Annotated in this window: 22 protein-coding genes, 1 tRNA gene and 3 pseudogenes; 16 read left to right on the forward strand and 10 right to left on the reverse strand. The window is 32.2% G+C overall.

The window, feature by feature from the left end:
- Window positions 1–401 precede the first annotated feature (401 nt).
- Window positions 402–614, forward strand: coding sequence for a hypothetical protein (locus EAG11_RS13560; RefSeq protein ID WP_129539641.1), 213 nt, complete (start codon window positions 402–404; stop codon window positions 612–614).
- A 71-nt stretch (window positions 615–685) separates the two neighbouring features.
- On the opposite strand, the gene EAG11_RS13565 is transcribed toward EAG11_RS13560, so the two are convergent.
- Window positions 686–1,138: a DUF4442 domain-containing protein gene (locus tag EAG11_RS13565; RefSeq protein ID WP_129539642.1), complete on the reverse strand. Its 453-nt coding sequence runs from the start codon at window positions 1,136–1,138 to the stop codon at window positions 686–688.
- Between the two features lie 231 nt (window positions 1,139–1,369).
- On the opposite strand from EAG11_RS13565, the gene EAG11_RS13570 reads away from it, so the two are divergent.
- The 5 genes from EAG11_RS13570 (at window position 1,370) to EAG11_RS13590 (ending at window position 5,796) form a co-directional block, all read left to right on the forward strand.
- Window positions 1,370–1,849, forward strand: a complete 480-nt coding sequence (locus EAG11_RS13570) for a DUF4870 domain-containing protein (protein ID WP_242499158.1) — start codon at window positions 1,370–1,372, stop codon at window positions 1,847–1,849.
- A gap of 225 nt (window positions 1,850–2,074) precedes the next feature.
- Complete coding sequence (locus EAG11_RS13575; protein ID WP_039112343.1) at window positions 2,075–2,407, forward strand: PadR family transcriptional regulator; 333 nt, start codon at window positions 2,075–2,077, stop codon at window positions 2,405–2,407.
- A gap of 2 nt (window positions 2,408–2,409) precedes the next feature.
- Window positions 2,410–4,140 (forward strand): PspC domain-containing protein, encoded by a 1,731-nt coding sequence (locus EAG11_RS13580; RefSeq protein WP_129539643.1) that lies wholly within the window; start codon window positions 2,410–2,412, stop codon window positions 4,138–4,140.
- A 2-nt stretch (window positions 4,141–4,142) separates the two neighbouring features.
- Entirely contained in the window at window positions 4,143–4,883 is a 741-nt protein-coding gene (locus EAG11_RS13585; RefSeq protein ID WP_129539644.1) for a head GIN domain-containing protein, read from the forward strand.
- A 79-nt stretch (window positions 4,884–4,962) separates the two neighbouring features.
- Complete coding sequence (locus tag EAG11_RS13590) at window positions 4,963–5,796, forward strand: GIN domain-containing protein (RefSeq protein WP_129539645.1); 834 nt, start codon at window positions 4,963–4,965, stop codon at window positions 5,794–5,796.
- Between the two features lie 84 nt (window positions 5,797–5,880).
- Here the strand turns inward: EAG11_RS13590 and trxB are convergent, their stop codons facing one another.
- Complete coding sequence (gene trxB / locus EAG11_RS13595) at window positions 5,881–6,828, reverse strand: thioredoxin-disulfide reductase (protein ID WP_129539646.1); 948 nt, start codon at window positions 6,826–6,828, stop codon at window positions 5,881–5,883.
- A gap of 151 nt (window positions 6,829–6,979) precedes the next feature.
- On the opposite strand from trxB, the gene EAG11_RS13600 reads away from it, so the two are divergent.
- A tRNA-Pro gene (locus EAG11_RS13600) sits at window positions 6,980–7,054 on the forward strand.
- An 89-nt stretch (window positions 7,055–7,143) separates the two neighbouring features.
- On the opposite strand, the gene EAG11_RS13605 is transcribed toward EAG11_RS13600, so the two are convergent.
- Window positions 7,144–7,449 carry a hypothetical protein gene (locus EAG11_RS13605; protein ID WP_129539647.1) on the reverse strand — a complete coding sequence of 102 codons (306 nt, stop codon included), beginning with the start codon at window positions 7,447–7,449 and terminating at the stop codon, window positions 7,144–7,146.
- A gap of 811 nt (window positions 7,450–8,260) precedes the next feature.
- On the opposite strand from EAG11_RS13605, the pseudogene EAG11_RS13610 reads away from it, so the two are divergent.
- The 7 genes and pseudogenes from EAG11_RS13610 (at window position 8,261) to EAG11_RS13640 (ending at window position 15,215) form a co-directional block, all read left to right on the forward strand.
- Window positions 8,261–9,027: pseudogene (locus EAG11_RS13610) on the forward strand (ParA family protein).
- Window positions 9,028–9,032: 5 nt separating this feature from the next.
- The gene (locus EAG11_RS13615) at window positions 9,033–9,938 is read left to right on the forward strand and encodes a ParB/RepB/Spo0J family partition protein (protein WP_129539648.1); all 906 of its coding nucleotides are present in this window, start codon (window positions 9,033–9,035) and stop codon (window positions 9,936–9,938) included.
- The gene (locus tag EAG11_RS13620) at window positions 9,931–10,494 is read left to right on the forward strand and encodes a DUF5683 domain-containing protein (RefSeq protein ID WP_129539649.1); all 564 of its coding nucleotides are present in this window, start codon (window positions 9,931–9,933) and stop codon (window positions 10,492–10,494) included. The genes EAG11_RS13615 and EAG11_RS13620 overlap by 8 nt, the downstream gene beginning before the upstream one ends.
- Before the next feature lie 49 nt (window positions 10,495–10,543).
- On the forward strand, window positions 10,544–11,242 hold the full coding sequence (gene dapB / locus EAG11_RS13625; RefSeq protein ID WP_129539650.1) for a 4-hydroxy-tetrahydrodipicolinate reductase: 699 nt from the start codon (window positions 10,544–10,546) through the stop codon (window positions 11,240–11,242).
- Between the two features lie 71 nt (window positions 11,243–11,313).
- Window positions 11,314–12,870 carry a signal peptidase I gene (gene lepB, locus EAG11_RS13630; RefSeq protein ID WP_129539651.1) on the forward strand — a complete coding sequence of 519 codons (1,557 nt, stop codon included), beginning with the start codon at window positions 11,314–11,316 and terminating at the stop codon, window positions 12,868–12,870.
- Window positions 12,871–12,914: 44 nt separating this feature from the next.
- Complete coding sequence (lepB, locus tag EAG11_RS13635; RefSeq protein ID WP_129539652.1) at window positions 12,915–14,519, forward strand: signal peptidase I; 1,605 nt, start codon at window positions 12,915–12,917, stop codon at window positions 14,517–14,519.
- Window positions 14,520–14,600: 81 nt separating this feature from the next.
- A complete protein-coding gene (locus tag EAG11_RS13640; RefSeq protein ID WP_129539653.1) occupies window positions 14,601–15,215 on the forward strand; it encodes a WbqC family protein in 615 nt (204 codons plus the stop codon).
- A gap of 9 nt (window positions 15,216–15,224) precedes the next feature.
- Here the strand turns inward: EAG11_RS13640 and EAG11_RS13645 are convergent.
- The 7 genes and pseudogenes from EAG11_RS13645 to EAG11_RS13675 all read right to left on the reverse strand — a co-directional run bounded on the left by EAG11_RS13645 (window position 15,225) and on the right by EAG11_RS13675 (window position 22,349).
- Window positions 15,225–16,270: pseudogene (locus EAG11_RS13645) on the reverse strand (endonuclease/exonuclease/phosphatase family protein).
- Window positions 16,271–16,291: 21 nt separating this feature from the next.
- Window positions 16,292–17,158 carry a rhomboid family intramembrane serine protease gene (locus tag EAG11_RS13650; protein ID WP_129539654.1) on the reverse strand — a complete coding sequence of 289 codons (867 nt, stop codon included), beginning with the start codon at window positions 17,156–17,158 and terminating at the stop codon, window positions 16,292–16,294.
- A gap of 41 nt (window positions 17,159–17,199) precedes the next feature.
- Window positions 17,200–18,015, reverse strand: coding sequence for a rhomboid family intramembrane serine protease (locus tag EAG11_RS13655; RefSeq protein WP_129539655.1), 816 nt, complete (start codon window positions 18,013–18,015; stop codon window positions 17,200–17,202).
- Entirely contained in the window at window positions 18,012–19,916 is a 1,905-nt protein-coding gene (gene mutL, locus EAG11_RS13660) for a DNA mismatch repair endonuclease MutL (protein WP_129539656.1), read from the reverse strand. The genes EAG11_RS13655 and mutL overlap by 4 nt, the downstream gene beginning before the upstream one ends.
- A 169-nt stretch (window positions 19,917–20,085) precedes the next feature.
- Complete coding sequence (locus tag EAG11_RS13665; protein ID WP_129539657.1) at window positions 20,086–20,769, reverse strand: DUF6624 domain-containing protein; 684 nt, start codon at window positions 20,767–20,769, stop codon at window positions 20,086–20,088.
- A gap of 140 nt (window positions 20,770–20,909) precedes the next feature.
- Window positions 20,910–21,479, reverse strand: a complete 570-nt coding sequence (gene ribH, locus EAG11_RS13670; RefSeq protein WP_129539658.1) for a 6,7-dimethyl-8-ribityllumazine synthase — start codon at window positions 21,477–21,479, stop codon at window positions 20,910–20,912.
- An 84-nt stretch (window positions 21,480–21,563) separates the two neighbouring features.
- Window positions 21,564–22,349: a tol-pal system YbgF family protein gene (locus EAG11_RS13675; RefSeq protein ID WP_129539659.1), complete on the reverse strand. Its 786-nt coding sequence runs from the start codon at window positions 22,347–22,349 to the stop codon at window positions 21,564–21,566.
- A 240-nt stretch (window positions 22,350–22,589) separates the two neighbouring features.
- On the opposite strand from EAG11_RS13675, the pseudogene EAG11_RS13680 reads away from it, so the two are divergent.
- Window positions 22,590–23,668, forward strand: a pseudogene (locus tag EAG11_RS13680) (DNA replication/repair protein RecF).
- A gap of 64 nt (window positions 23,669–23,732) precedes the next feature.
- Window positions 23,733–24,434, forward strand: coding sequence for a thioredoxin domain-containing protein (locus EAG11_RS13685; RefSeq protein WP_129539660.1), 702 nt, complete (start codon window positions 23,733–23,735; stop codon window positions 24,432–24,434).
- The last annotated feature ends 8 nt before the right edge of the window (window positions 24,435–24,442 follow it).

The following is a 24,442-nucleotide window of genomic DNA, read 5'->3' on the forward strand; positions in this document are numbered from 1 at the left end:
CACCTCATAGTCTTTGACAAAGTTCAAAACTGTCACAAAGATATACGCGTATTACAGGTTATGTAAAGTAGTAGCTTTCTAATCTTGCTTTTCTCGCAATCTTGTCATTTCGAAGAAAGAGAAATCTCCACAAGAAACTCCATAATCTTAGTCGAGCTACTAACGGAGATTCTTCGTTCCTCAGAAAGACAAGATCAGGGTTACTTTATGCGCAAACCTATATTACGTAGACGCACTGTGGTACGTCTCTACAGGAAACTTTGAACCTTAGAAGAACCTTCCTCTTTTTTACAAAAAAATTAACATTACACTTATTCTTACAAGCACTAAATCCTATTATATTTGACTGATCATTTTAGAACTATCTAGAAATGAAATCATCAACATTCAAAAAAACCAAAATGACAAAAGTAATCACTATTCTAACTATTGCTCTATTTAGTATGGGTGTTAGTGCTCAAGAAGCTAATCCAACTGCTAAAAAAGAAGCTACAACAAAAACGATGAGCAAAGCTGACATTGAAAAATGTAAAGCTAAATGCAAAGCCGATGGAAAAAAATGCGATAAAGACATGGCTAAAAAAGATGCCAAAAAATGTTGCTCTAAAAAGTAATCCTTTTTAAGTCCATAAAAAAAAGCCTCAGGAAACTGAAGCTTTTTTTATATCTCATTATTTGATATATTTTATTTCACTCGAACACTCCACTCAAAATCCATTTCGGATACTTGAATTCCTTTTTCATCGGTCCCTATAGATTTCATCCAAAAAGTTTGTCCCTCTCCAGTTTCGATTGTTCTTTGTATGGCTTCGGCTATTAAATGACCGTCATTGCATACGAATGTAATCCTTCCAGTTGCTTTTTTAGTAAAGTTCCCTTTATTATTGGCTACAAGCATCGAAATTTTTCGTCCGCTTTTTTGAATTCCGGATATTACCAATGCACCTGTCGTAAGCTCAGCGGCCATCGCTTGTACTGCAAAATACATAGAATTGAATGGATTCTGATTTATCCAACGGTGCTTTACCGTTACGACGCATTTATTCTCGTCGATTTCTTTTACACGTACCCCACAAATAAAGGCCGATGGTAATTTGAATAATACAAATTTGTTGAGTTTAGAAACTGAAATTGCCATTAGATTTATTTTTTTATGTAAAAATACAAAAAAACTATGCGCGCACAATAAATTGTTTTCACTTTCATGGATCACCAATGAATACGGCTACTCACACTGATTTTCAATGCTTTTTTGAATGAATCCAAATCTTAAACTTGTTAAAATTTTGTTAATAATTAGTACTATGTAAAACAAGATACTGTCTTTTAGCCATATATTTGTATAAGAAATTACTATATACTTTTAATCATGGAAACATCAACACCACTAATCATGGAAACATCATCAGAAAGAAACTTCGCAACGTTTACTCATTTGAGTACATTAACTCAATATTTCATTCCGTTTGGGAATTATATTTTCCCAATACTATTATGGTCGAGTAAAAAAGACAAATCAGAATTTGTGGATCATCATGGTAAACAAGCTTTAAATTTTCAGTTAAGTTTATTGCTATACACTTTGATTCTTGCATTAATCGCTATTCCAATTTTTGTTTTTGTAATCTTCAAGAACATTCCAATGGATGTAATTATTAATGACAATGATTTTACAATGAATAATTTTAATCTTAGCGACAATATCGGAATCTTAAGTATTGGAGTTTTAGCAATCTTAATTTTTGGAATGCTTAAAGTAGTTGAGTTCTTCTTGGTTATTTATGCTTCGATAAAAGCTTCGAACGGTGAATTATACAAATACCCGCTTACGATTCCTTTTATTAAGTAATATTTATCCTTCGACTCATCTCTTGATGACAAGATAAATAGTTAAAAGTTATATACAATATATGAGTCTAGCCCTGATAGAAGCGGCATCCTTTTTCTGGCTCTTTTTGCCAGAAAAAGATATAGCGGAGAGCAGGAAATAGCTTCAAAAAAAAATCATCAATCAATCACAATCAATCATCGATCAAAAAACGAATCGTCAATCTAAACAAAACAAAATGAAATTATGAACATTGAAAACACAAAAGCACAGATGCGCAAAGGTGTTCTTGAGTTTTGTATCTTATCTGTACTGAAAGAAAAAGATGCTTATACATCGGAAATATTAGACACTTTGAAAAACGCAAAATTACTGGTTGTAGAAGGAACTATTTATCCATTATTAACCAGATTGAAAAACGACGGTTTACTTAATTATCGCTGGGAAGAATCGACTTCAGGACCACCACGAAAATATTATGGATTAACCGAAATAGGTCAAACATTTTTAAACGAACTAAATGGTACCTGGAATGAACTTTCGGATGCTGTAACACTAATCACCAATCAAAAACAATAGTCATGAACAAAACTGTAAATATTAACTTAGGAGGCATGTTCTTTCATATAGATGAAGATGCATACTTGAAACTGACGCGCTATTTTGACGCTATAAAACGTTCTTTAGGTAACTCTTCTGGTAAAGACGAAATCATTAAAGACATTGAAATGCGTGTATCGGAATTATTAACCGAGAAACAAAAGAGTGAAAAACACGTTGTAGGTTTAAAAGATGTAGATGAGGTTATTGCAGTAATGGGACAACCTGAAGACTACATTCTAGAAGAAGAGGCTAATTCATCTAATCAATCATTTAGCGACTCTGGAACTAGAAGAACCAAAAAATTATACCGCGATAAAGAAAAAGGTATGATTGGCGGTGTAGCAACAGGTTTGGGACATTATTTTGGGATAGACCCAGTTTGGTTAAAAATTATGTTCTTGATATTTGTTTTTGCTGGATTTGGAACTGGTATCATAGCTTATATCGTTTTATGGATTGTAACTCCCGAAGCTGTAACAACTTCGGAAAAACTAGAAATGACTGGTGAGCCTGTTACAATTTCGAATATCGAAAAAAAGGTACGTGAAGAAATTGAATCTCTTTCGGATAAATTCAAAAATGCCGATTATGACAAAATGGGAAACCAAGTTAAGTCGGGTGCCGAAAGAATAGGAAGTGGTTTTAGTGATTTTATTATGACTATTTTTAAAATCTTTGCTAAGTTTTTAGGAATTATTTTAATCATCTCTGGAATAACAGTATTGATGTTTTTGTTAATCGGAGTTTTTACTCTAGGAACGAATCTTTTTGTTGAATTTCCTTGGCAAAACTTTGTAGATGCAGGTAACTTTACTGACTACCCTATCTGGATGTTTGGTTTATTGATGTTCTTTGCTGTTGGAATTCCGTTTTTCTTTATGACCCTATTAGGTTTTAAATTATTGGCTCCAAACATGAAATCTATAGGTAATATTGCAAAATACACCTTACTTGCTATTTGGATTATTGCAATGGCATTAGCAATAAGTATTGGTATAAAACAAGCTACTGAGGTTTCATATGAAAACAAAACTGTTCAAAAATATCCTTTAAACATTAAACCGACGGATACTCTTCTTGTAAAATTTAAATACAATGATTATTACTCAAAAGATCTGAATCATCGTGATGATTTCGAATTTGTACAAGACTCTGTAAACAACCAATTGATATATTCTACTAATATAAGTTTGCATGTATTACACACAGACGAAAAAACAGCATATATTCAGATCGAAAAAAATGCCAGAGGAAAATCTTTTATGGATGCTAAACAAAGAGCTGAAAAGATTAACTATAAATTTGAAATAAAAGGGAATCAACTACTACTTGACAACTATCTTTTAACTGATGTTAAGAACAAATTCAGAGATCAAGAAGTAAACATATACTTATACTTACCTGAAGGGCAATTATTAAAACCAGATGCTTCGGTAGAAGATTATGATGAGTCTGATAATGATTTCTTTAATCTGCATTTTAGTTCTGACGATTACATCTATAAAGTAGGAAGTTCTAAAATTAAATGCCTGAACTGCCCTATTTCTGAAAATGGTTTTGATGATGTAGAAATGAATCAAGAGACCAATGCAAACGATACTATAAATGAAGTTTCGGTTAAAATAAATGGAAAAGAAGTCCTGAATGGAAAAAAAACTTCAGGACACTTGACTACAGATAAAAACGGAGTTATAATTAAAATTAACTAATCATGATCAAGATAATTATTTGTTTTACCAAGTTTATAATTGTTGCTTTAACAGCTTTGTTATTTACTTCTTGCAACTTCTCGTCCAACTTTAAATCAATAAATGGAAGCGGAAACGTTATTACTGAAAAGCGAAATGTTCAGGGAAATTTTGAAAATGTATCTGTTAGCAATGCTATAGATCTTGTAATTGAACAATCAGACAAAACAGAAATTACTGTAGAAGCTGATGATAATTTAATAAATAAAATAACTACTAAGATAGAAGGAAATACTTTAGTAATTAAATGTAACTACAACACTTTTAATAACATAAAATCTAAAAAAGTTATTGTAAAAATGCCAAACATTACTAACATAAAAGCTTCAAGCGCATCAACTGTAAAAAGCATAAACGTTTTAAGAGGAGAAGACATCAACCTTGACGCATCAAGCGCTGCAGAGATAAATGTAAATGTAGAATCTGATGCTGTTACCTGTGAAACTAGTAGCGCCAGCAATATAACTATTGAAGGAAAAGCATTAACTCTAAATGTATCTGCTTCTAGCGGAAGTGATATCAATGCAAAAAAAATGTTGGCAAATGATATTGACGCACAGGCATCAAGTGGCGCTTCAATATATATTCATCCTATTGTAAGCTTAAAAGCAAAAGCAAGTAGCGGAGGAAATATTAATTACAACTCGATTCCAAAATCTATCGAAAAGAAATCGAGTTCAGGAGGAAGTATCGATCAAGAGTAATCCTAAATAGTCCTTAAAATTACATTAATCATCCATCGAAAGTGGATGATTTTTTTATATTTGTAAAAAACTAAATTTAATGAAAAATTACACGCTAGTGCTTCTACTTTTAGTTGCCTCAATGACAACTTTCGCACAAAAAAAGGAAAAGATAAAAGGATCGAAAACGGTAACCATTGCAACCAAAGAAATAGGTGAATTCAATAGTCTTGAAGTTAATGACAATCTTGAAGTTTACTTGGAGCGTGGAGAAAAAAACGAAATAAAAATCGAAGCCGATGACAATCTTCATGAGATTATTGGAATGGATTTAAACGGTCAAGCACTTAGAATTTATACATCTAAAGAAGCAAGTATCTTTAAAAAATTAATTGTAAGAGTCACTTATACAAAGGATTTAACTAAAGTTATTGCAAAAAACACTACCGTGGTAAATGCAATTCAAGAACTTCAACTTGACGACATCACTTTTAATTCTGTAGATTACTCTAAATTATTCCTGAATGTAAACGCTAAGAAATTTGCTTTGATAGCCGATGATAAATCGAAAACAGAATTAAATTTAAAATCAGAAAACGGAAGTGTACAATTAAGCAAAAATGCAGGTTTAAAGGCATTAGTTGTAGCAACAGATTTTAAATGTGATTTGTATCAAAAAGCAAGTGCGGCTATTGAAGGTTCTGCAACAAATGGAACTTTTAGATTAGATAACAACTCTTCATTTATAGGAAGTAAATTCACTGTAAAGAATGCTAATCTTACAGCCGAAAGCTATTCGACTTGTAGTTTACTTGCCGAAACGACAATTAGTATTGCCACAGGTGACAAAGCCGAAGTGCAACTCTTAGGAACACCTAAAATTGAATTAACTCGTTTTACAGAAGAAGCTAAATTGATTAAAAGATCGAAATAAATAGATTTCTAACCGTATCAAAATCATAAAAAAAGTCCCAATCTATATCGATTGGGACTTTTTTTATAAAGAACAAAAAACTAATTAGTCTTTTGAAGCCAAATATCTTTCAGCATCTAAGGCAGCCATACATCCTGTACCTGCAGCAGTAATTGCTTGGCGATATACATGGTCTGCAGCATCTCCTGCTACAAATACACCTGCAACATTAGTATTAGATGTTCCTGGAGTATTGATTATATATCCTGTTTCATCAAGCGTTAAATAATCTTTAAAGATATCGGTGTTTGGTTTATGTCCAATTGCAACGAAAAATCCTGTTGCTGGAATATCAAAAATTTCACCTGTAGTTTTGTTTTTTGCTTTTACCGCAGTAACTACTTGCTCATCTCCGATTACTTCTACCGTATCATGGTTCATTAAGATTTCAATATTCTCCGTTTTACGAACACGCTCTTCCATTATTTTTGATGCTCTGAACTTCTCGCTTCTTACCAACATGGTAACTTTTTTACAAAGTTTAGATAGGTAGTGTGCTTCTTCACAAGCTGAATCTCCTGCACCAACAATAACAACTTCTTGATTTCTATAAAAGAACCCGTCGCAAACAGCACAAGCAGAAACTCCACCTCCCATTTTTAAATAATGTTGTTCTGATGGTAAACCTAGGTATTTAGCAGATGCTCCAGTAGAAATAATTACTGTTTCACAATGCAATTCGATAGTATCATTAATCCATACTTTATGAATATCTCCAGAGAAATCTACTTTTGTTGCCCAACCATCACGGATATCAGCACCAAAGCGTTCCGCTTGCTTTTGCAATTGAATCATCATTTCTGGCCCTGTAACTCCATCAACGTATCCTGGGAAATTTTCTACTTCGTTTGTAGTTGTTAATTGTCCTCCAGGTTGCATTCCTTGGTATAAAACTGGATTCATATTAGCTCTGGCGGCATATATAGCAGCGGTATAACCTGCTGGCCCAGAACCTATAATTAGGCATTTAATTTTTTCAATTGTATCTGACATAATTTTATTTTTTTCTGAAATACAAATGTATACTTTATTCTAAAAATTAGTGTCTTAAATGAATCCTAAATATTTATATCAAAATAAATTTTATTTATTTTGCAAAATAGTTTTGACAACTGGAATATTTGTGTATCTTTGCACCCGCTTACGGGGTGTAGCGTAGCCCGGTTATCGCGCCTGCTTTGGGAGCAGGAGGCCGCAGGTTCGAATCCTGCCACCCCGACAAAAGTCTTTTCATCAATTTGAAAAGACTTTTTTTTTGCTCCAATATATTGTTGATCAAGAAACAAAACTATTTTTAATTCTACGTAATCATTGAGATGCTCTTTCCAGCCTTTGAATAATACTTGGACTAAGACGATACGTCAAACTTGCCAAAATAGTCTTATAGATATCTCTCCATTTACTACTACCAGGGTCTTTTAAAGCACTTTGATTAGAAAGCAACAACTTTCTAATCTCATCACAATTGCGAAAAGTCGGATAAACAGTGTAGCAGCTTTTAAAAGCAGTCAAAGATTTATCAATATCCTTATTTAATAACGCTTCAAAACCATCGGCTTCATAACCCGTGGCAAGAGAACTTTTTGAAGTTATTTTATTGTTTTCAAACTGCATTTAAACCATCAACAGCAAAATAACATCATGAATCAGCAGACTAGGAGTATATAAAAACAGGCGAAGCAGAAAATATCTATGTTCTTTTTTCACCAAATCCTCTCACAATATCTAATGTAAGCAGTACACTTAAAAATATAAAAGACTCTAGAAGACAAACAACAAAAACCACTCCACATTAAAATCAATTTATTTTCATACAGATAAAATTCATCAAAATACTTCAACAGTATTAAAATGTTATTATATTTACCACTCAAAGTGTTTTATTATTTTTTTTAATGAAATTTTCCTTTTGCGATTATTATTTGACTTTTTAGTTTATTCTTTACGAACAACAAAAGCTATACTTAAACCAAGAAAGAAAATAACCCAATGATAAAACTACAAAGAAACAAATAGAAACCCCTCCTCTTTCTATTATTAAGAAATACGTCTATTGAGAAAACATGATCTTCTACTTTTAAAATTACACAAGAAGAAATCATCAAAATACAAATAAACAAGAGAGAATAATCAACAAACCTGAAAACCTTCTCAAATAACAATACATCATCTGTATCGTAAAACTATTTTAGAACAATCAATTAACATTCAACCCTCTCTAATAAGTTATTATTTCGAACAATATGCAAATAGGAAAACAAAAAAAAGAAACAAACAAATTGAAATCGTCTTTTAAAAATATTATCTATTTTAAAAATAGTACGCTGTCAAACTACAATTAATCAAGGTTTAACAAATGTTAACAAAATAGATTTTCAAAAACCATAAATAATCGTATTTTTACGGTTCAAAATTCAGAAAATAAATGGGCAAAATCATTGCGATTGCTAATCAAAAAGGAGGCGTTGGAAAGACTACAACATCTGTAAATCTTGCAGCCTCATTAGGTGTTTTAGAAAAAAAGTATTACTAATAGATGCTGACCCTCAAGCCAATGCTACATCGGGACTTGGTATTGACGTAGAAGTTGTTGAGATTGGAACCTATCAAATACTGGAACACAGTCACACGCCAAAAGAAGCTATTGTTCAATGTACAGCTCCAAATGTAGATGTGATTCCAGCTCACATTGACCTTGTTGCTATCGAAATCGAATTGGTCGATAAAGAAAACAGAGAATACATGCTAAAAAAAGCATTAGAAAGTGTTAAAGATGAGTACGATTATATCATTATTGATTGTGCACCTTCATTAGGGCTTTTAACTCTTAATGCTTTAACAGCGGCTGACTCTGTAGTTATTCCAATTCAATGCGAATATTTTGCACTTGAAGGTTTAGGAAAATTACTAAACACTATTAAAAGCATCCAAAAAATTCACAACCCTGACTTGGATATTGAAGGATTGTTACTAACCATGTACGATTCGAGATTACGATTATCAAATCAAGTTGTTGAAGAGGTTCAAAAGCACTTTAACGATATGGTTTTTGATACCGTTATCCAACGAAATGTAAAATTAAGTGAAGCTCCTAGTTTTGGCGAAAGCATTATAAACTATGACGCTACAAGTAAAGGAGCGGTTAACTATATCAACTTGGCTCAAGAAATTATAAAGAAAAACAGTAAATAGTTTTTATGACAAAAGCGATTAAAAAACAAGCCTTAGGAAGAGGATTGTCTGCATTATTAAAAGATCCGGAAAACGATATAAAATCCGTAGATGATAAAAATGCTGATAAGGTTGTTGGAAATATCATAGAGCTTGAAATTAGTGCTATCGAAATAAATCCGTTTCAACCACGAAGCAATTTTAATGAAGAATCGTTACGCGAGCTAGCCACTTCTATCAAAGAACTTGGTGTGATTCAACCTATAACTGTTCGAAAATTAGACTTTAACAAATACCAATTAATTTCTGGAGAACGTCGTTTACGTGCTTCAACATTAGTTGGCTTAAATACTGTACCTGCATACATCCGAATTGCAAATGACAACGAATCATTAGTGATGGCATTGGTTGAAAACATTCAACGTCATGACTTAGATCCGATAGAAATTGCACTTTCTTACCAACGCTTAATTGATGAAATACAGTTAACTCAAGAACAAATGAGTGACCGTGTTGGTAAAAAACGTTCTACAATTGCAAACTACTTACGTCTTTTGAAACTTGATCCGATTATCCAAACTGGTATTCGTGATGGTTTTATTAGTATGGGACATGGTCGTGCAATTATAAACATTGAAGATTTAGATGTTCAAACTGACATCTATCAAAAAATAGTTAGCCGTAATTTATCTGTACGCGAAACAGAAGCATTGGTAAAAAATTATCATGAAAGTTTAAAACCAAAACCTGCAGGAAAACCAAACAATTCTTCATTTGATATTGAAGAAGATCAAAAAAGTACATTTACAAATTATTTTGGCGCAAAAGTTGACATCAAAGTAGCAGGAAACGGAAAAGGAAAAATTACAATTCCATTCCACTCAGAACAAGACTTTGCTAGAATCATTAAATTAATAAATAGCAGTGAATAGAATAATTTTCATAGGTCTATTATTTTTCTTATTAGGAAGCACAACTGTTTTTGCTCAGTCAAAAAAAGAAGATGCTACCTTGGTAGCAAAAGACACTCTTAAATCGAATGACATAGATCCACTTACTCCTGCAAAGGCGGCGTTTTACTCTGCTATTTTGCCAGGTTTAGGACAAGCATACAATAAAAAATATTGGAAAATCCCCCTTGTCTATGGAGCCATCGGAACAAGTTTATATTTCTATCTTGATAACAACAAAAAATACCATCAATATAGAGATGCTTACAAACGAAGATTGGAAGGCTACAATGATGACGACTATAAATATTTAGACGACAGCAGACTTATTGCAGGTCAAAAATTCTATCAACGTAATCGAGATCTATCTGCCCTAGTAACCTTGGGCTTTTATGTTTTAAATATAATAGATGCAAATGTTGACGCAGCATTGATTCAATTTAATGTTAACGAAAGACTATCATTACGCCCAGAAATTTACCCCGACGATGTAACATTAAGACCAAACGTTGGACTAACTTTTAATTACCACTTTTAAAATACTGCACATATAAACAGCATTTTTAAAACATAACACACAATCACAAATGAAAATTGCGCTTTTAGGATACGGAAAAATGGGGCAAGTAATCGAAAGAATTGCTTTAGAAAGAGGTCACGAAATTGTCTTGAAAAAAGATGAATTCAATACTTACGAAGGACTTGAAAATGCCAATGTAGCCATCGATTTTAGCGTTCCAACAGCTGCAGTTGCAAACATCTCCAATTGTTTTAACAACAATGTTCCTGTAGTTTCCGGAACAACGGGCTGGTTAGAACATTATGATGAAATGGTTGCTCTTTGCAATGAAAAAAAAGGAGGATTCATTTCTAGTTCAAATTTTAGCTTAGGCGTAAATATCTTCTTTGAACTTAATGAGCATTTAGCCAGAATCATGTCTAAATTTGACAGCTACAAAGTAGAAATGGAAGAAATCCATCATACTCAAAAATTAGACGCTCCAAGTGGGACCGCTATTTCATTAGCCAAAGGCGTAATCGAAAATAGCCCTTATACCAACTGGACTCTAGACGAGGCAAAACCTACAGAAATTCATATCGAAGCCAAAAGAATTGGCACTGTTCCTGGTACACATACCGTAACATACAATTCAGGTATTGACAGTATAGAAATTAAACATACAGCACATAATCGAGAAGGCTTTGCTCTTGGAGCAGTAATGGCTGCAGAATGGCTTGCTGGAAAACAAGGTATCTTTACAATGAAAGATGTCTTGGAATTTTAAATAAAACAACATTAGAAATATAAAAATTCGTTTAGCGAAAACTTATATTTTAAACTTTAAAACAAATTAGTATGACACTATATTTATGGTTTGTATTCTTCTTAGCAGTGCAAGTTATTCACTTTATAGGGACTTGGAAATTATATGAAGCTGCAGGAAGAAAAAGTTGGGAAGCAGCGATTCCTATATATAATGCTATCATACTAATGAAAATCATTGGTCGACCAACTTGGTGGACAATATTGCTTTTTATCCCAATCATTAACTTGATTATGTTTCCTGTTGTATGGATTGAAACCTTAAGATCTTTTGGAAAGAAATCTACTTTAGACACCGTTTTAGGTCTTGTAACTTTTGGTTTTTACATCTATTACGTGAATTACACTCAAAAATTAGTTCATAATCCAAATAGAAGTCTAGTTCCAGAAAGCAAAGCTGCCGATACAGTTAGCTCACTCCTTTTTGCTATAATTGTCGCTACTTTAGTTCATACTTATATTGTACAACCATATACAATCCCAACTTCTTCATTAGAAAAATCATTACTTATTGGTGACTTTTTATTTGTAAGCAAGTTAAACTATGGTCCTAGAGTTCCTATGACTACCGTTGCTTTGCCAATGGTTCATGACTCTATACCAATGACTAAACAAAAATCATATCTAAAATGGCCACAATTACCTTATTTTAGACTTCCTGCTTTTGAGCAAATAAAAAGGTCCGATATTGTTGTTTTTAACTGGCCAATGGATACCGTTTATAAGTTTTTTGATACTTCTGGAAGAAGAGCAGATAAACCAATTGATAAAAAATCAAATTATGTAAAAAGATGTGTTGGTATTCCTGGCGATAGCTTAGCAATAAAAGATGGAATCGTTTACATTAACGGAAAAGTATTGGTTTTACCAGAAAGGGCTAAACCACAATACTCTTATGCAGTAGCCCTAGACGGAAAAACCCCTATCGATTTTGAATCTTTAATAAGAGAATTAGATATCACTGACGGCGCAGGCTTTAAAGATGATGTAAAAAGAGACACGCTTTATTTTAGAGCTTTAACTGAAGCTAGCGCAGAAAGATTAAGAAACATTCCTGGAATTACTAATGTAAAAAGAGAAATTTCAAAAGGCGTTGACCCTGGAATTTTTCCACAATTAGACAATTGGAATGCAGATAATTTTGGTCCGATATACATTCCTCAAAAAGGAAAAACGGTTGCATTGACAACCAAATCATTGCCTTTTTACAAAGCAATTATAAAAGAATATGAAGGAAACAATTTAGAAGTAAAAGGTTCTGAAATATTTATTAATGGTAAAATTGCAACAACATATACTTTTAAGCAAGATTATTACTGGATGATGGGAGACAACCGTCATAACTCAGAAGATAGCCGTTATTGGGGTTACGTTCCAGAAAATCACATTGTAGGAAAACCAGTTTTTATTTGGATGAGTTGGGATACTAATGGAAAAGGAATAAACAAAGTTCGTTGGGACAGAGTTTTCACTACTGTAAACGGTGAAGGACAACCACAGTCGTACTTTAAATATTTCTTATTTGCCCTAGCCGCTTTTTTCATTGGAGAATATTTCTGGAAAAAAAGAAAAGAGAAAAAAAACCTATAACATCTAGGTCTTAAAAAATAATCTTGACTTAAAAAAAAATCAACATGACACTTTATACATGGTTTGTATACTTCTTAATTATCCAAGTAATTCATTTTTTAGGAACATGGAAATTATATGAGGCCGCTGGAAGAAAAAGCTGGGAAGCTGCAATTCCTGTATACAACTCTATTGTATTGATGAAAATTATAGGGCGACCTACTTGGTGGACGTTGTTACTTTTTATTCCGATTATCAACCTGATTATGTTTCCTATAGTTTGGATTGAAACGCTACGAACTTTTGGTAAAAAAACAACCTTAGATACTATTTTAGGCCTTGTTACTTTCGGGTTTTATATCTATTATGTAAACTATACACAAAAATTAGATTATAATGCCAATAGAAATTTAAAAGCCGAAAATAAAACTGCTGACACATTTAGCTCACTCCTTTTTGCTATAATAGTTGCAACTTTAGTTCATACGTATATTATTCAACCATTTACTATACCAAGTTCATCATTAGAAAAATCATTACTTGTTGGAGACTTTCTATTTGTAAGTAAAATAAATTACGGAGCAAGAGTACCAATGACAACAGTAGCACTACCAATGGTACACGATACGATTCCTTTCTTCAAAAAGAAATCCTATCTATTCAGCGATGACATCACAAAAAAGAAAACTTCACTTTTAAACAAGTTTCAATTACCTTACTTAAGACTCCCTGGTTTTCAAGAAATAAAACGCAATGATATTGTTGTATTTAATCAACCAGCAGATACTCTTTTGGACATGAATAATTTTTCACCTGATAGAAATTATTACAAACCGATTGACAAAAAAACTAACTTGGTAAAAAGATGCGTTGGAGTTCCTGGAGATACTCTGGAAATAAGGAATGGTCTTGTTTTTATTAATGGAAAGGAAATGAAATCGACAGAAAGAGTCAAACTACAATTCTCTTACAATGTCAAATTTAAAGTTAAATTCTCGTCATACGAAGAGGTGGCTAATCTTTTAAGACAATATGATATTACTGATGATCTAGGTTACGATTCTAAAACGGATACTTATTACATACAAGCGACTCCAGAAGCCATTGCCATAGCAAAAAATAATCCATATATAGAAAGTCTTGAATTAAGAAAAGAAAACAAAGGCGAAAGGGATTCTAAGATATTCCCACACAATAAAAACTACAATTGGAACAATGATTTTTTTGGTCCAATTTATATTCCTCAAAAAGGAAAAACAATCGAAATCAATTTAAATATTTTACCTCTTTACAAACGTCTAATTACAGAATACGAAGGCAATAATCTAGTCGTTAAAGGAAATCAAATTTTAATTAATGGCAAACCTACAACCACTTATACATTTAAGCAAAATTACTATTGGATGATGGGTGATAATAGAGACAACTCTATCGATGCCAGATATTGGGGTTTTGTGCCCTTTGATCATGTTATAGGGAAACCAGTGTTTATATGGATGAGCTGGGATACTCATGGTAAAGGACTTAATAAAGTTCGTTGGGATAGAGTTTTTACTACTGTAGATGGCGAAGGACAACCACAATCTTACTTTAAACATTTCTTATTCCTTTTGGCAGCCTACTTTGTTGGTGAGTACTTCTGGAGAAAAAGAAAAGAGAAAAAAGCATAATCCATTTATTCGTTGAACTGGTTAATTGTTTACCTGTATTTCTAGACAATTAAATGATTAACCAATCAAACAAAAAATCACATGAATTCACTATTACTTCCAACCTATTTCCCTTCAATTAGTCATTGTGCTGTTATGGCACAATCTGAAAGCATTACATTTGAAATAGAAGATAATTTCCAAAAACAAACCAATAGAAACCGCACTTATATCTATAGTCCAAACGGAATACAGCTACTAAACATACCTGTAAAACATTCTAAAAATGCACATCAAAAGACCAAAGAGATTCAAATAGAAAATGAATTTGATTGGCAAAAACAGCATTTTAAATCATTGGAAGCCGCTTATAGAAGTTCGCCGTTTTTTGAATTTTTTGAAGATGACATCCGTCCTATTTTCGAAAAAAAACATCAATTTTTAATAGATTTAAATTTTGAGACTTTGGATATTATTTCTAAATGCTTACGCATGAAATTAGAGTACACTAAGACCTCAGAATACTTTCACGATACAGATAGTGCTGTTTTAGATTTTAGAGCCTTAGCAAACGGAAAAAAAGACAATAACACCTTCGAAACCTATACTCAGGTCTTTGATGATAAACACGGTTTTATAAACAATCTGAGTGTATTAGACCTAATCTTTAACGAAGGAAAGTATGCAATGGAATATTTAAAGAATCAGAAAATATAGTTTTCTGTATTATTCCATAGAAAGTGTTGCCAAAACTGGAAAATGATCTGAGTTTTCAAAATCTGAAAAACTTTCAAATTTCTTTACTTTCATTTTATTATCGGCAAAAATGTAATCGATTCTCGCAGGATAATAACGAAACTTATATGTAGCTCCAAATCCTTCTCCAGCTTCTTCAAAACTATCTTTTAGTTTACCCTTAATATTACGATATACGTAAGAAAAAGGACTATTATTCATATCCCCACATATAATAAGAGGATAGGCACATTCTTTTTTATTCTCTCTAAATATTTCTGCCTGTTCTTGTTGTTGCTTAAATGCCTTACTAATTCTAGAAAGAATAAGCTGTGATTTTTCTTGATTCATCACATCAATGTTATCAGAAATCTCATTAACATCTGGTGAAATTTTTATTGACTGCAAATGCATATTATAAACCCTAATAATATCCTTACCACGTTTTATATCAGCATAGATTACATTGTTATTCGAATTAGGAAAAACAATATTACCTTGATATAATATAGGAAACTTAGAAAAAATAGCTTGACCAGTTTTAATCTTATTTCCTTCCATAAAGATATACCTATGTGGATATGCTTTTAGATCAATATGTGCAGAATTTGAAAATTCCTGAATGCATAAAATATCTGGATTTTTCTCATCTATAAAAGCTTTTATATCCAAAGAAACATCTTCTCTATCAATCCATTTAAAAACATTAAACAGTCGTACATTATAGCTCATGACTGTAAAATCCTTTTCGCTCTCAACATATTCTTTGGCAGAAAATTTATAGAATTTATTTATAAAAGTAATCCCCATTAAAAGAACCAATCCTGATAGAATCATTCGTTTTTTAAACTGGATAGCCCAATAAAAAAAGAACAATGCATTAAAAACAAAGAACAACGGCATAAACAAAGTCAATACTGACAAAAGAGGAAAAATCTTGGGAGCTAAAAAGGTAAAATATATGCGCTAAATGTCAATACAGTAAGTACTATATTCAAAAAGAACATTATTTTATTAAACCATGAAAGATTTTTCATTCCCTTTTTAATTAGTAATTTTTATTTCCCTGCCTTAAATAAAAATTCTTTTTCTTCTTTTGTTAAACAATCATAACCTGACTGACTAATTTTATCTAAGATCTCATCAATTTGTTGTTGCGTTTTATCTTTAGTAATAATCTTAGAAGTAGTTCTTTGAGTAGGTACGTTATTATAATTTTTATGTACTTTCTTAAAAGGTGTTGATGGTGATTTCTTAAACAGATTAGTAAAAAAATCTAAAACACGAGTTACAATCTTACTAGGATCATACCCACTTTGCAATAATTTAATAAAAGCGAATCCAAATATTGCTCCTGCAAGATGAGAAATATGTCCTCCCATATTACCTAATCGAAACTGCATTAGATCTAATACCAATATAACAAGAGTGATATGCCACAATTTTACATTACCAATAAGTAACAAACGCACAGTCATTAATGGCTGATAAGTTGTTGTAGCAACTAAAATTGCCATAATAGCACCCGAAGCTCCAACTACAGAAGAACTAAGGTCTAGAAAATAAAAGCTAAGCGCAAATACAACACCTGCAAAGATTGCACTTAAGACATACAATCCCAAATATTGTTTTTCAGTAAAAAAAGTCAAGAACAAAGAACTTGCAAAATTCAATACCAACATATTAAACAACAAATGCAAAAATCCATCATGAAAAAAAGCATACGTAAGAAATGTCCAAGGCTTGAATAAAAAATCTGATGGATCAGATGATAGCGCCAACCAACTCGGAAAAGCAAATTGCCCTATTGAAAACTGGTAAAAAAACACCAATGAAATAAGAAAACAGGCAATATTCCAATAGATTACTCGCTGAGCGATGCCTCCTAATTTGTATTGTAACTTTAAATCATCTAAAATATTCATATGTGTTTTGTGTTTAAAATTTAAGTAATAAAGCTAAAAAATTAATTCCAACGATTATTATTAAACTGTGTCTTTTTCCAATACCACATCATTAAATATCCTACAAGTGCACCTCCAACGTGTGCAAAATGAGCTATTCCTGTACCTCCGCTTCCGAACAATGAATTTCCTTGAAAACCTAAAAACAAATCTACTGCGATAATTCCTGGAACAAAATATTTAGCTTTAATAGGCACTGGAATAAACATAAGTGCTAACTCTGCATTAGGAAACATAAACGCAAAAGCAACCAAAAGCCCATAAATCGCACCCGAAGCCCCAACCATTGGAGTTTGGTTAATTATAGAGGCATCGAATAAACTTTTAAAATTAACTTCATTTAATAAATTAATTTTCCCAGCTTTCTCTAAAATTGGTCTGATTCCGTCCATAAATAAATCACCACGATAACTTGTACCATCTGTGAAATTCACGTTTAATATTTGATGTATTGCATTATCTGACAGCCCTAAAGTAGATGCCGCTTCCAAAGTATTCTGTATTTGAAGATAATTAAATCCTAATTGCAACAAAGCAGCTCCTAATCCACATGAAATATAAAAGAATAAAAACTTTTTGCCACCCCAAAAATGCTCTAACGCAGATCCGAAAGAAACTAATGCAAACATGTTAAATGCAATATGCATAAATCCTCCGTGCATAAACATGTGCGTAATTGGTTGCCAAATTTTAAACTGATAATTCTCTGGAAAATACAGCGAAAAATATTCATAAGAAACTGGCACTAATTGTGAACCAAGGAAAAAGATAATATTAATTATCAATAATTGTTTTACTAATGGAGTCATATTCATCATAAGGCAAACTTTTTATCTATATCTTCCACACGCATGGTGATGAAAGTTGGTTTTTGAAATGGAGAAATATTTGGATCTTTACAAGCAAAGAGTCCGTTTACTAAATTATCTTGTTCTTTTTCGGTTAAGTACGAACCTGTTTTTACTGCCATACTTTTTGCCATCGATTTGGCAATGGTATCATTTTGAGAAAAACTACTTTCAGGAATACCCTCTTGCAAATCACTCAACAATTGTTCTATAACCAACGACACTTCACTCTCAGTACTATTAACAGGTATTCCTGAAATAACAATATGATCTTCAGAAGAAGATTCAAAAACAAAACCGGTATTTACAAGTGATAATTGCAATTCCTTGATAATTTCTAAATCTGTAGATGAATAAAACAAATTGAGAGGAAACAACAATTGCTGACTAGAAGCCTGATTAACAGTCATATTATGCAAAAACTGTTCGTATAAAATACGCTGATGAGCCCGTTGTTGGTCTACAATCACCATTCCTGATTTTATAGGCGAAACAATATATTTTTTATGAATTTGATAAGTCTTATGAACTGTTTGCTCAATTTCATTATCATTAAACAAAGATGAAGTTACTTCTTCATTTTCAAAAGACATCATCCCAACTTCCTCGGTATCTTGCTCTAAACCAACATATAAACTTTCCCAACTAGCAGTTGGTTCTGGCTTTTTATAGCTAGAATACGAATTAGAACCAGAACTACCTGAACTAGATCCGCTACTAAAGCTAGACCCAGCATTCGAATAATGTTTATTTGTTTTGTCATCTGTAAAAGGATTATAAGTACCATCAACTTGAATTGTTGGCGTTTCTCCTTCTAAATCTTTATAATGATAAGGTGTATCTAAATTAGCATCACGATCAAAATCCAAAACTGGAGCTACATTAAATTGCCCTAAACTGTGTTTAATTGACGCTCTCAAAATAGCATATAAAGCCTGTTCATCATCAAACTTAATTTCAGTTTTTGTTGGATGGATATTAATATCAATAGTATTAGGAGGCACTGACAAATATAAAAAATAACTGGGCTGGGCACCATCTTTTAAAATCCCATCATAAGCAGCCATAACTGCATGATGTAGATAACTACTTTTAATAAATCGATCATTCACAAAGAAAAACTGCTCTCCCCTACTTTTTTTAGCAAATTCTGGCTTACTTACAAACCCTTTTATGGCTACGATTTCAGTTTCTTCATTTACAGGAACTAATTTTTCATTTGTCTTACCTGCAAAAATACCTACAACACGCTGTCTAAAACTTGAAGGAGGTAAATTAAACATTTCACTCCCGTTGTGGTAAAAAGTAAAATGAATATTAGCATGTGCCAAAGCTACACGCTGAAACTCATCCATAACATGACGAAATTCAACCGTATCCGACTTTAAGAAGTTTCTTCGGGCAGGAATATTAAAAAACAAATTTTTAACCGCAAATGAAGTTCCTACTGGTAAAACAGCAACTTCTTGTGAAACAAATTTACTCCCTTCAATAACAATATGTGTTCCTAGCTCTTCCTGATCTTGTTTCGTTTTCATTTCCATATGAGCAATCGCCGCAATAGAAGCCAACGCTTCTCCACGGAATCCTTTGGTATGTAATGAAAATAAATCTTCAGCCTGGCGAATTTTAGAAGTTGCATGACGTTCAAAACACAAACGCGCATCAGTAACGCTCATCCCAGAACCATTATCAATGACTTGTACCAATGACTTTCCTGCATCTTTGATGATTAATTTAATATCTGTTGCTTTAGCATCGACTGCGTTTTCTAAAAGCTCTTTCACCACAGAAGCAGGTCTTTGAACCACTTCTCCAGCAGCAATTTGATTGGCAACATGATCAGGTAGTAATTGTATAATACTCGACATTAAGAAAAAATAGATTAAAGGTTAAGGTTTAAAGTTTCAAAACCAAGAAGCACAAATTTAATGAATTTTAGCTGGTTTTTTTGGCTTAAAGACTCATAAAAAAACAAAAACTACAATCTCCTAAAAAACAGAAACATTGTACTTATCACTTAAAGGAATTACAGACAAATCAAAAGATTTTGGCAATATCATCTAGCGTATAAACTTTATATTCAATCCTCATTCTTTTAGCATTTTCTTCGACTGTAGTAGTAAAACCAGCTTTCTTTCTTCGCTCATTGACCTTTTCTGGATTTTGTATTGGAGAAATATAAGTAAAGAACTCTTTCTTTCCTGTTTGCTTATTCGCTATTAATTTCCCTTGTGCTTGCGTTCCATAAATTTGTTCTTTACCTTGTTGTGTCAAATAACGATCTTGCATCATAGCAAAACGCGTAAACGGAATTTCGCCTTTAGTAGCAGCCTCTTCAATTAACGGTAAATAATTTGAAATTTTCTTACTATGTTGAATAACATACCAAGCAGACTCATTTGTTGGTTCTCCAACCAAACTCTTCCCAGGATAACCATACCTTGAGATTATCTTTTCTACTTTAATAATATTAATAGAATCTTGAACATTAATCATTGACCATACTCTACTTCTAAAAGAACCATCATCAGCATAACCTGTTTCCTTCAAAATTTCACTTTTACGAGCATCAGTGGTTTCAGAATCAAGATATTCCCTAAAAAATTGATCCGATTTATAAATACTATCTAACTCGGCTTTTAGATTTTGATTAATTGTATTCTGAGATTGAACTTGTCCAAAAAGAGAAATAAAAAGAATAGCAAGCAAATATTTTTTCATAGAAATAGCAAATTAAAAACTCAACTAAATATATTAAATTTCCAGCTACCCTTAAAGCAACAACTATCACAAAAAAAGCATAAAAAAACCTATACTGTTTTTACACAGTATAGGCTTCAATATTCTTACAAATGTTTTTTTTATTTTTCTAGTTCCAATGGCTTGTCTTCTATTTGAAGTGCCCCAGCTGACAACAACTGTTGGTCTTGAAACTGATTTAAAGATGCTTGCTGACGGATGTATGCCATTTTTATAGCTGCAATAGCTGCTTCGGTACCTTTGTTACCGTGAATACCACCACTTCTATCAATAGATTGTTGAATATTATTATCTGTTAATACACAAAAAATAACAGGAATATCTGTTTGAACATTCAAATCTTTAATTCCCTGCGTTACACCTTCACATACAAAATCAAAATGCTTTGTTTGTCCCTGAATTACACATCCAATAACAATAACTGCATCAACATTTTGAGTTTGCAACATTTTTTTTGCTCCATATATCAACTCAAAACTCCCAGGAACATTCCATCGGATAATTTGTTGAGCAGGAACTTGATTTTCAAGGAATGCCTCAAAAGCGCCATTATAAAGACCTTCTGTTATAGTGTCATTCCACTCAGAAACAACAATCCCAAATCGAAAATTTTTCGCATTTGGGACTGTGTTTTTATCGTAATCTGATAAATTTTTATTTTCGGTAGCCATCTTTACTATTTAAGATTTTAGAATTTCAATTTAAGACTGCTAAAATACAAATCTTAAATCTAAATTTCTAACTCTATAAATTATTTATTGTGCTAAACCAATCAAAACATCTACAGAAGCAGCTTCTGGAGTTGCCTCATAGCTCTCTTTAATTTCTGTAAAATATTTAAGAGCATCTGATTTCTGACCTAAAGCCAAAGCCGTTTTTCCAGCCTTAAGCAAGAAACGTGGCGTAGTGAAATCATTTTTATTTGATTCAGCAGCTTTTACATAATAATCTAAAGCTTCTTTTGGTTGGTTTTTTTGAGAATAAGCATCACCTATTGCACCTTTTGCCAAAGCACCTAAAATTAAATCTTTAGACTTAAATTTACCTAAATAAGAGATAGCTTCATCATATTTACCTGTATTTAAGTATGCAATACCTGCATAATAATTTGCTAAATTTCCAGCATCTGTTCCTGAGTATTCATCTGCAATTTTCAAAAATCCAAATTTACCTTCTGAACCATTCAATGCTAATTTGTACAATGAATCACTAGCTACACCATTAGTTGCTTTTTCAAAATTTTGTTGAGCAACAAACATTTCATTAGCTGCCTCTTCTTGTTTAGGAGAAGCAATGAATTTTTGGTAAGCCAAATAACCAATAGTTCCTACAGCAATTGCAGCAACTAATCCAATAATAATTTTTTGGTTTCTAGCAACCCAGTCTTCAGTCTTAGAAGCAGTTTCATCTAATTTAGAAAAAACTTCAGCAGTTTTACTGTTTTTCCCATCAAGAATTACTTGTTGTTCTTCATTAACAACTTCATCTTTAACTTCTTTTTCTTTTGGTGCTTTATATCCTCTTTTATTGTAAGTAGCCATTTAAAATTAATTTAGTGAACGGCAAAAATAAAATTTTTATTGAAACTTACATGAAAAAAATCAATTTTAAATTAATTTAAAAAAAATATCCCTCAAAATAGTACTTTTTCTTGTAGTAAAATCAAAATAATTCACACACAAGCCCCAAAAAACGGTTTATATCGATATTTTTCGATAATTTGCACACGCTTAAAAATTGTTACATTAAAACAACAACAAACTTTATTTCAGCAGCTTAAAATGTATTTAAAAAAAATTTCTTTATTCAACTATAAAAATTTCTCTGAAGCCAGTTTCGAATTTGACAAAAAGATAAATTGTTTCGTTGGAAAAAACGGCATTGGAAAAACTAATGTACTCGATGCTATTTACCACCTAGCCTACGGAAAAAGCTATTTTAATCCTTTGGCAGTGCAGAATATCAAGCACGGAGAAGAGTTTTTTGTTATAGATGCTGAGATAGAAAAAATGAACGAAATGAACAAATCGTCTGCAGTTTAAAAAAAGGACAAAAAAAAATCCTAAAAAGAAACGGCAAAGCCTATGATAAATTTTCTGATCACATCGGCTTCATACCTTTAGTAATAATTTCGCCAGCCGACAGAGATTTAATCGTTGAAGGAAGCGAAACGCGACGTAAATTCATGGATACTGTGATTTCACAATTAGACCCACATTATCTACAACAGCTTATCCAATATCAAAAAGTAATTAGTCAACGTAATGCATTGCTTAAATATTTTGCACTAAATCATGTTTTTGATAACGTTACCTTGTCTATATATAATGAGCAATTGGACAGCTATGGAAAATCTATTTTTGAAAAAAGGAAACAATTCATAGAAGCATTTATTCCAATTTTCAACGCACATCATCATGCAATAACAGGTTCTGAAGAAACAGTTCAATTAGTCTACGAAAGTCACTTGTTCGAAAAAGACTTACTCACTCTGTTACAAGAAAACATAAATAAAGACCGTGCTTTACATTATACAAGTGTCGGAATTCACAAAGACGATTTGTCATTTGAAATCGACAATCACCCAATTAAAAAATTCGGCTCACAAGGGCAGCAAAAATCATTTTTAATTGCTCTAAAATTGGCACAATTTGAATTCTTAAAAAAACAAAGTGGTGTAAAACCAATTTTACTTTTTGATGATGTCTTTGATAAATTAGATGAAAGTCGGGTAGCCAAAATTATCGAAATGGTAAACGATGACACTTTCGGACAACTTTTTATCTCAGACACCCATCCAGATCGAACTGAAGCTATTGTAAAATCTACACATCAGAGCTACAAAATATTTAATTTATGATTTTGCGTAGTTTTTTAAATTAAAAAAAACACTTAAATTAGCCTACATAATAAATTTAAAGACTATGAAATTTCCACAAACACTACTTATCATAATTGCCTTTGTATTTGCATCCTGCAACGGACAATCCTCTAAAAGCATCCAAGTTATTGAACCAACTGCTTTTGCTGAAAAATTAAGCGCGAACCAAAATCCTCAAATTTTAGACGTAAGAACTCCTGAGGAATTTGCATCAGAACATATTGAGAGTGCAGTAAATGTAAACTGGAACGACAAAGACTTTGCTACAAAAGCAGCAACCTTTGATAAATCTAAACCAGTTTTTATATATTGCTTAAGTGGCGGAAGAAGTAAAAAAGCATCTCAAAAGCTACAAGAATTAGGCTTTACAAACATATACGAACTTGATGGCGGAATTATGAAATGGAACGCTGAAGGACGTTCTAATTCAAATCCAAATGCTAAAACAGTAGGAATGTCAAGCCAAGACTATGCTGCTTTATTAAACACAGACAAAAAGGTCTTGATTGATTTTTATGCTGAATGGTGTGGTCCTTGCAAGCAAATGACTCCATACCTTACTAAAATGCAAAAAGAACTAGCCGATAAAGTAGTTATCATTCGTATAGACGTTGACCAAAATAAAACTTTGGTAAAAGACATGAAAATCGACCAGCTTCCTACTCTACTATTATACGAGAATAAAGAAGTAAAATGGAAAAACACAGGATTTATCAGTGAAGATGAATTAAAAAAACAACTATAATAAAACTA

Source organism: Flavobacterium sp. 140616W15 (genome assembly GCF_003668995.1).
GTDB lineage: Bacteria > Bacteroidota > Bacteroidia > Flavobacteriales > Flavobacteriaceae > Flavobacterium.

What these genes read in the sequence shown, in the direction of transcription:
- EAG11_RS13585 (WP_129539644.1), top strand. Translation starts at nt 4,143, where the DNA reads ATGATCAAGATAATTATTTGTTTTACCAAGTTTATAATTGTTGCTTTA.
- EAG11_RS13575 (WP_039112343.1), top strand. Translation starts at nt 2,075, where the DNA reads ATGAACATTGAAAACACAAAAGCACAGATGCGCAAAGGTGTTCTTGAG.
- dapB (WP_129539650.1), top strand. Translation starts at nt 10,544, where the DNA reads ATGAAAATTGCGCTTTTAGGATACGGAAAAATGGGGCAAGTAATCGAA.
- lepB (WP_129539651.1), top strand. Translation starts at nt 11,314, where the DNA reads ATGACACTATATTTATGGTTTGTATTCTTCTTAGCAGTGCAAGTTATT.
- EAG11_RS13615 (WP_129539648.1), top strand. Translation starts at nt 9,033, where the DNA reads ATGACAAAAGCGATTAAAAAACAAGCCTTAGGAAGAGGATTGTCTGCA.
- EAG11_RS13560 (WP_129539641.1), top strand. Translation starts at nt 402, where the DNA reads ATGACAAAAGTAATCACTATTCTAACTATTGCTCTATTTAGTATGGGT.
- EAG11_RS13580 (WP_129539643.1), top strand. Translation starts at nt 2,410, where the DNA reads ATGAACAAAACTGTAAATATTAACTTAGGAGGCATGTTCTTTCATATA.
- EAG11_RS13605 (WP_129539647.1), bottom strand. Translation starts at nt 7,449, where the DNA reads ATGCAGTTTGAAAACAATAAAATAACTTCAAAAAGTTCTCTTGCCACG.
- EAG11_RS13570 (WP_242499158.1), top strand. Translation starts at nt 1,370, where the DNA reads ATGGAAACATCAACACCACTAATCATGGAAACATCATCAGAAAGAAAC.
- EAG11_RS13590 (WP_129539645.1), top strand. Translation starts at nt 4,963, where the DNA reads ATGAAAAATTACACGCTAGTGCTTCTACTTTTAGTTGCCTCAATGACA.
- EAG11_RS13675 (WP_129539659.1), bottom strand. Translation starts at nt 22,349, where the DNA reads ATGGCTACTTACAATAAAAGAGGATATAAAGCACCAAAAGAAAAAGAA.
- EAG11_RS13650 (WP_129539654.1), bottom strand. Translation starts at nt 17,158, where the DNA reads ATGAATATTTTAGATGATTTAAAGTTACAATACAAATTAGGAGGCATC.
- ribH (WP_129539658.1), bottom strand. Translation starts at nt 21,479, where the DNA reads ATGGCTACCGAAAATAAAAATTTATCAGATTACGATAAAAACACAGTC.
- mutL (WP_129539656.1), bottom strand. Translation starts at nt 19,916, where the DNA reads ATGTCGAGTATTATACAATTACTACCTGATCATGTTGCCAATCAAATT.
- EAG11_RS13565 (WP_129539642.1), bottom strand. Translation starts at nt 1,138, where the DNA reads ATGGCAATTTCAGTTTCTAAACTCAACAAATTTGTATTATTCAAATTA.
- EAG11_RS13655 (WP_129539655.1), bottom strand. Translation starts at nt 18,015, where the DNA reads ATGATGAATATGACTCCATTAGTAAAACAATTATTGATAATTAATATT.
- EAG11_RS13640 (WP_129539653.1), top strand. Translation starts at nt 14,601, where the DNA reads ATGAATTCACTATTACTTCCAACCTATTTCCCTTCAATTAGTCATTGT.
- lepB (WP_129539652.1), top strand. Translation starts at nt 12,915, where the DNA reads ATGACACTTTATACATGGTTTGTATACTTCTTAATTATCCAAGTAATT.
- EAG11_RS13665 (WP_129539657.1), bottom strand. Translation starts at nt 20,769, where the DNA reads ATGAAAAAATATTTGCTTGCTATTCTTTTTATTTCTCTTTTTGGACAA.
- EAG11_RS13685 (WP_129539660.1), top strand. Translation starts at nt 23,733, where the DNA reads ATGAAATTTCCACAAACACTACTTATCATAATTGCCTTTGTATTTGCA.
- trxB (WP_129539646.1), bottom strand. Translation starts at nt 6,828, where the DNA reads ATGTCAGATACAATTGAAAAAATTAAATGCCTAATTATAGGTTCTGGG.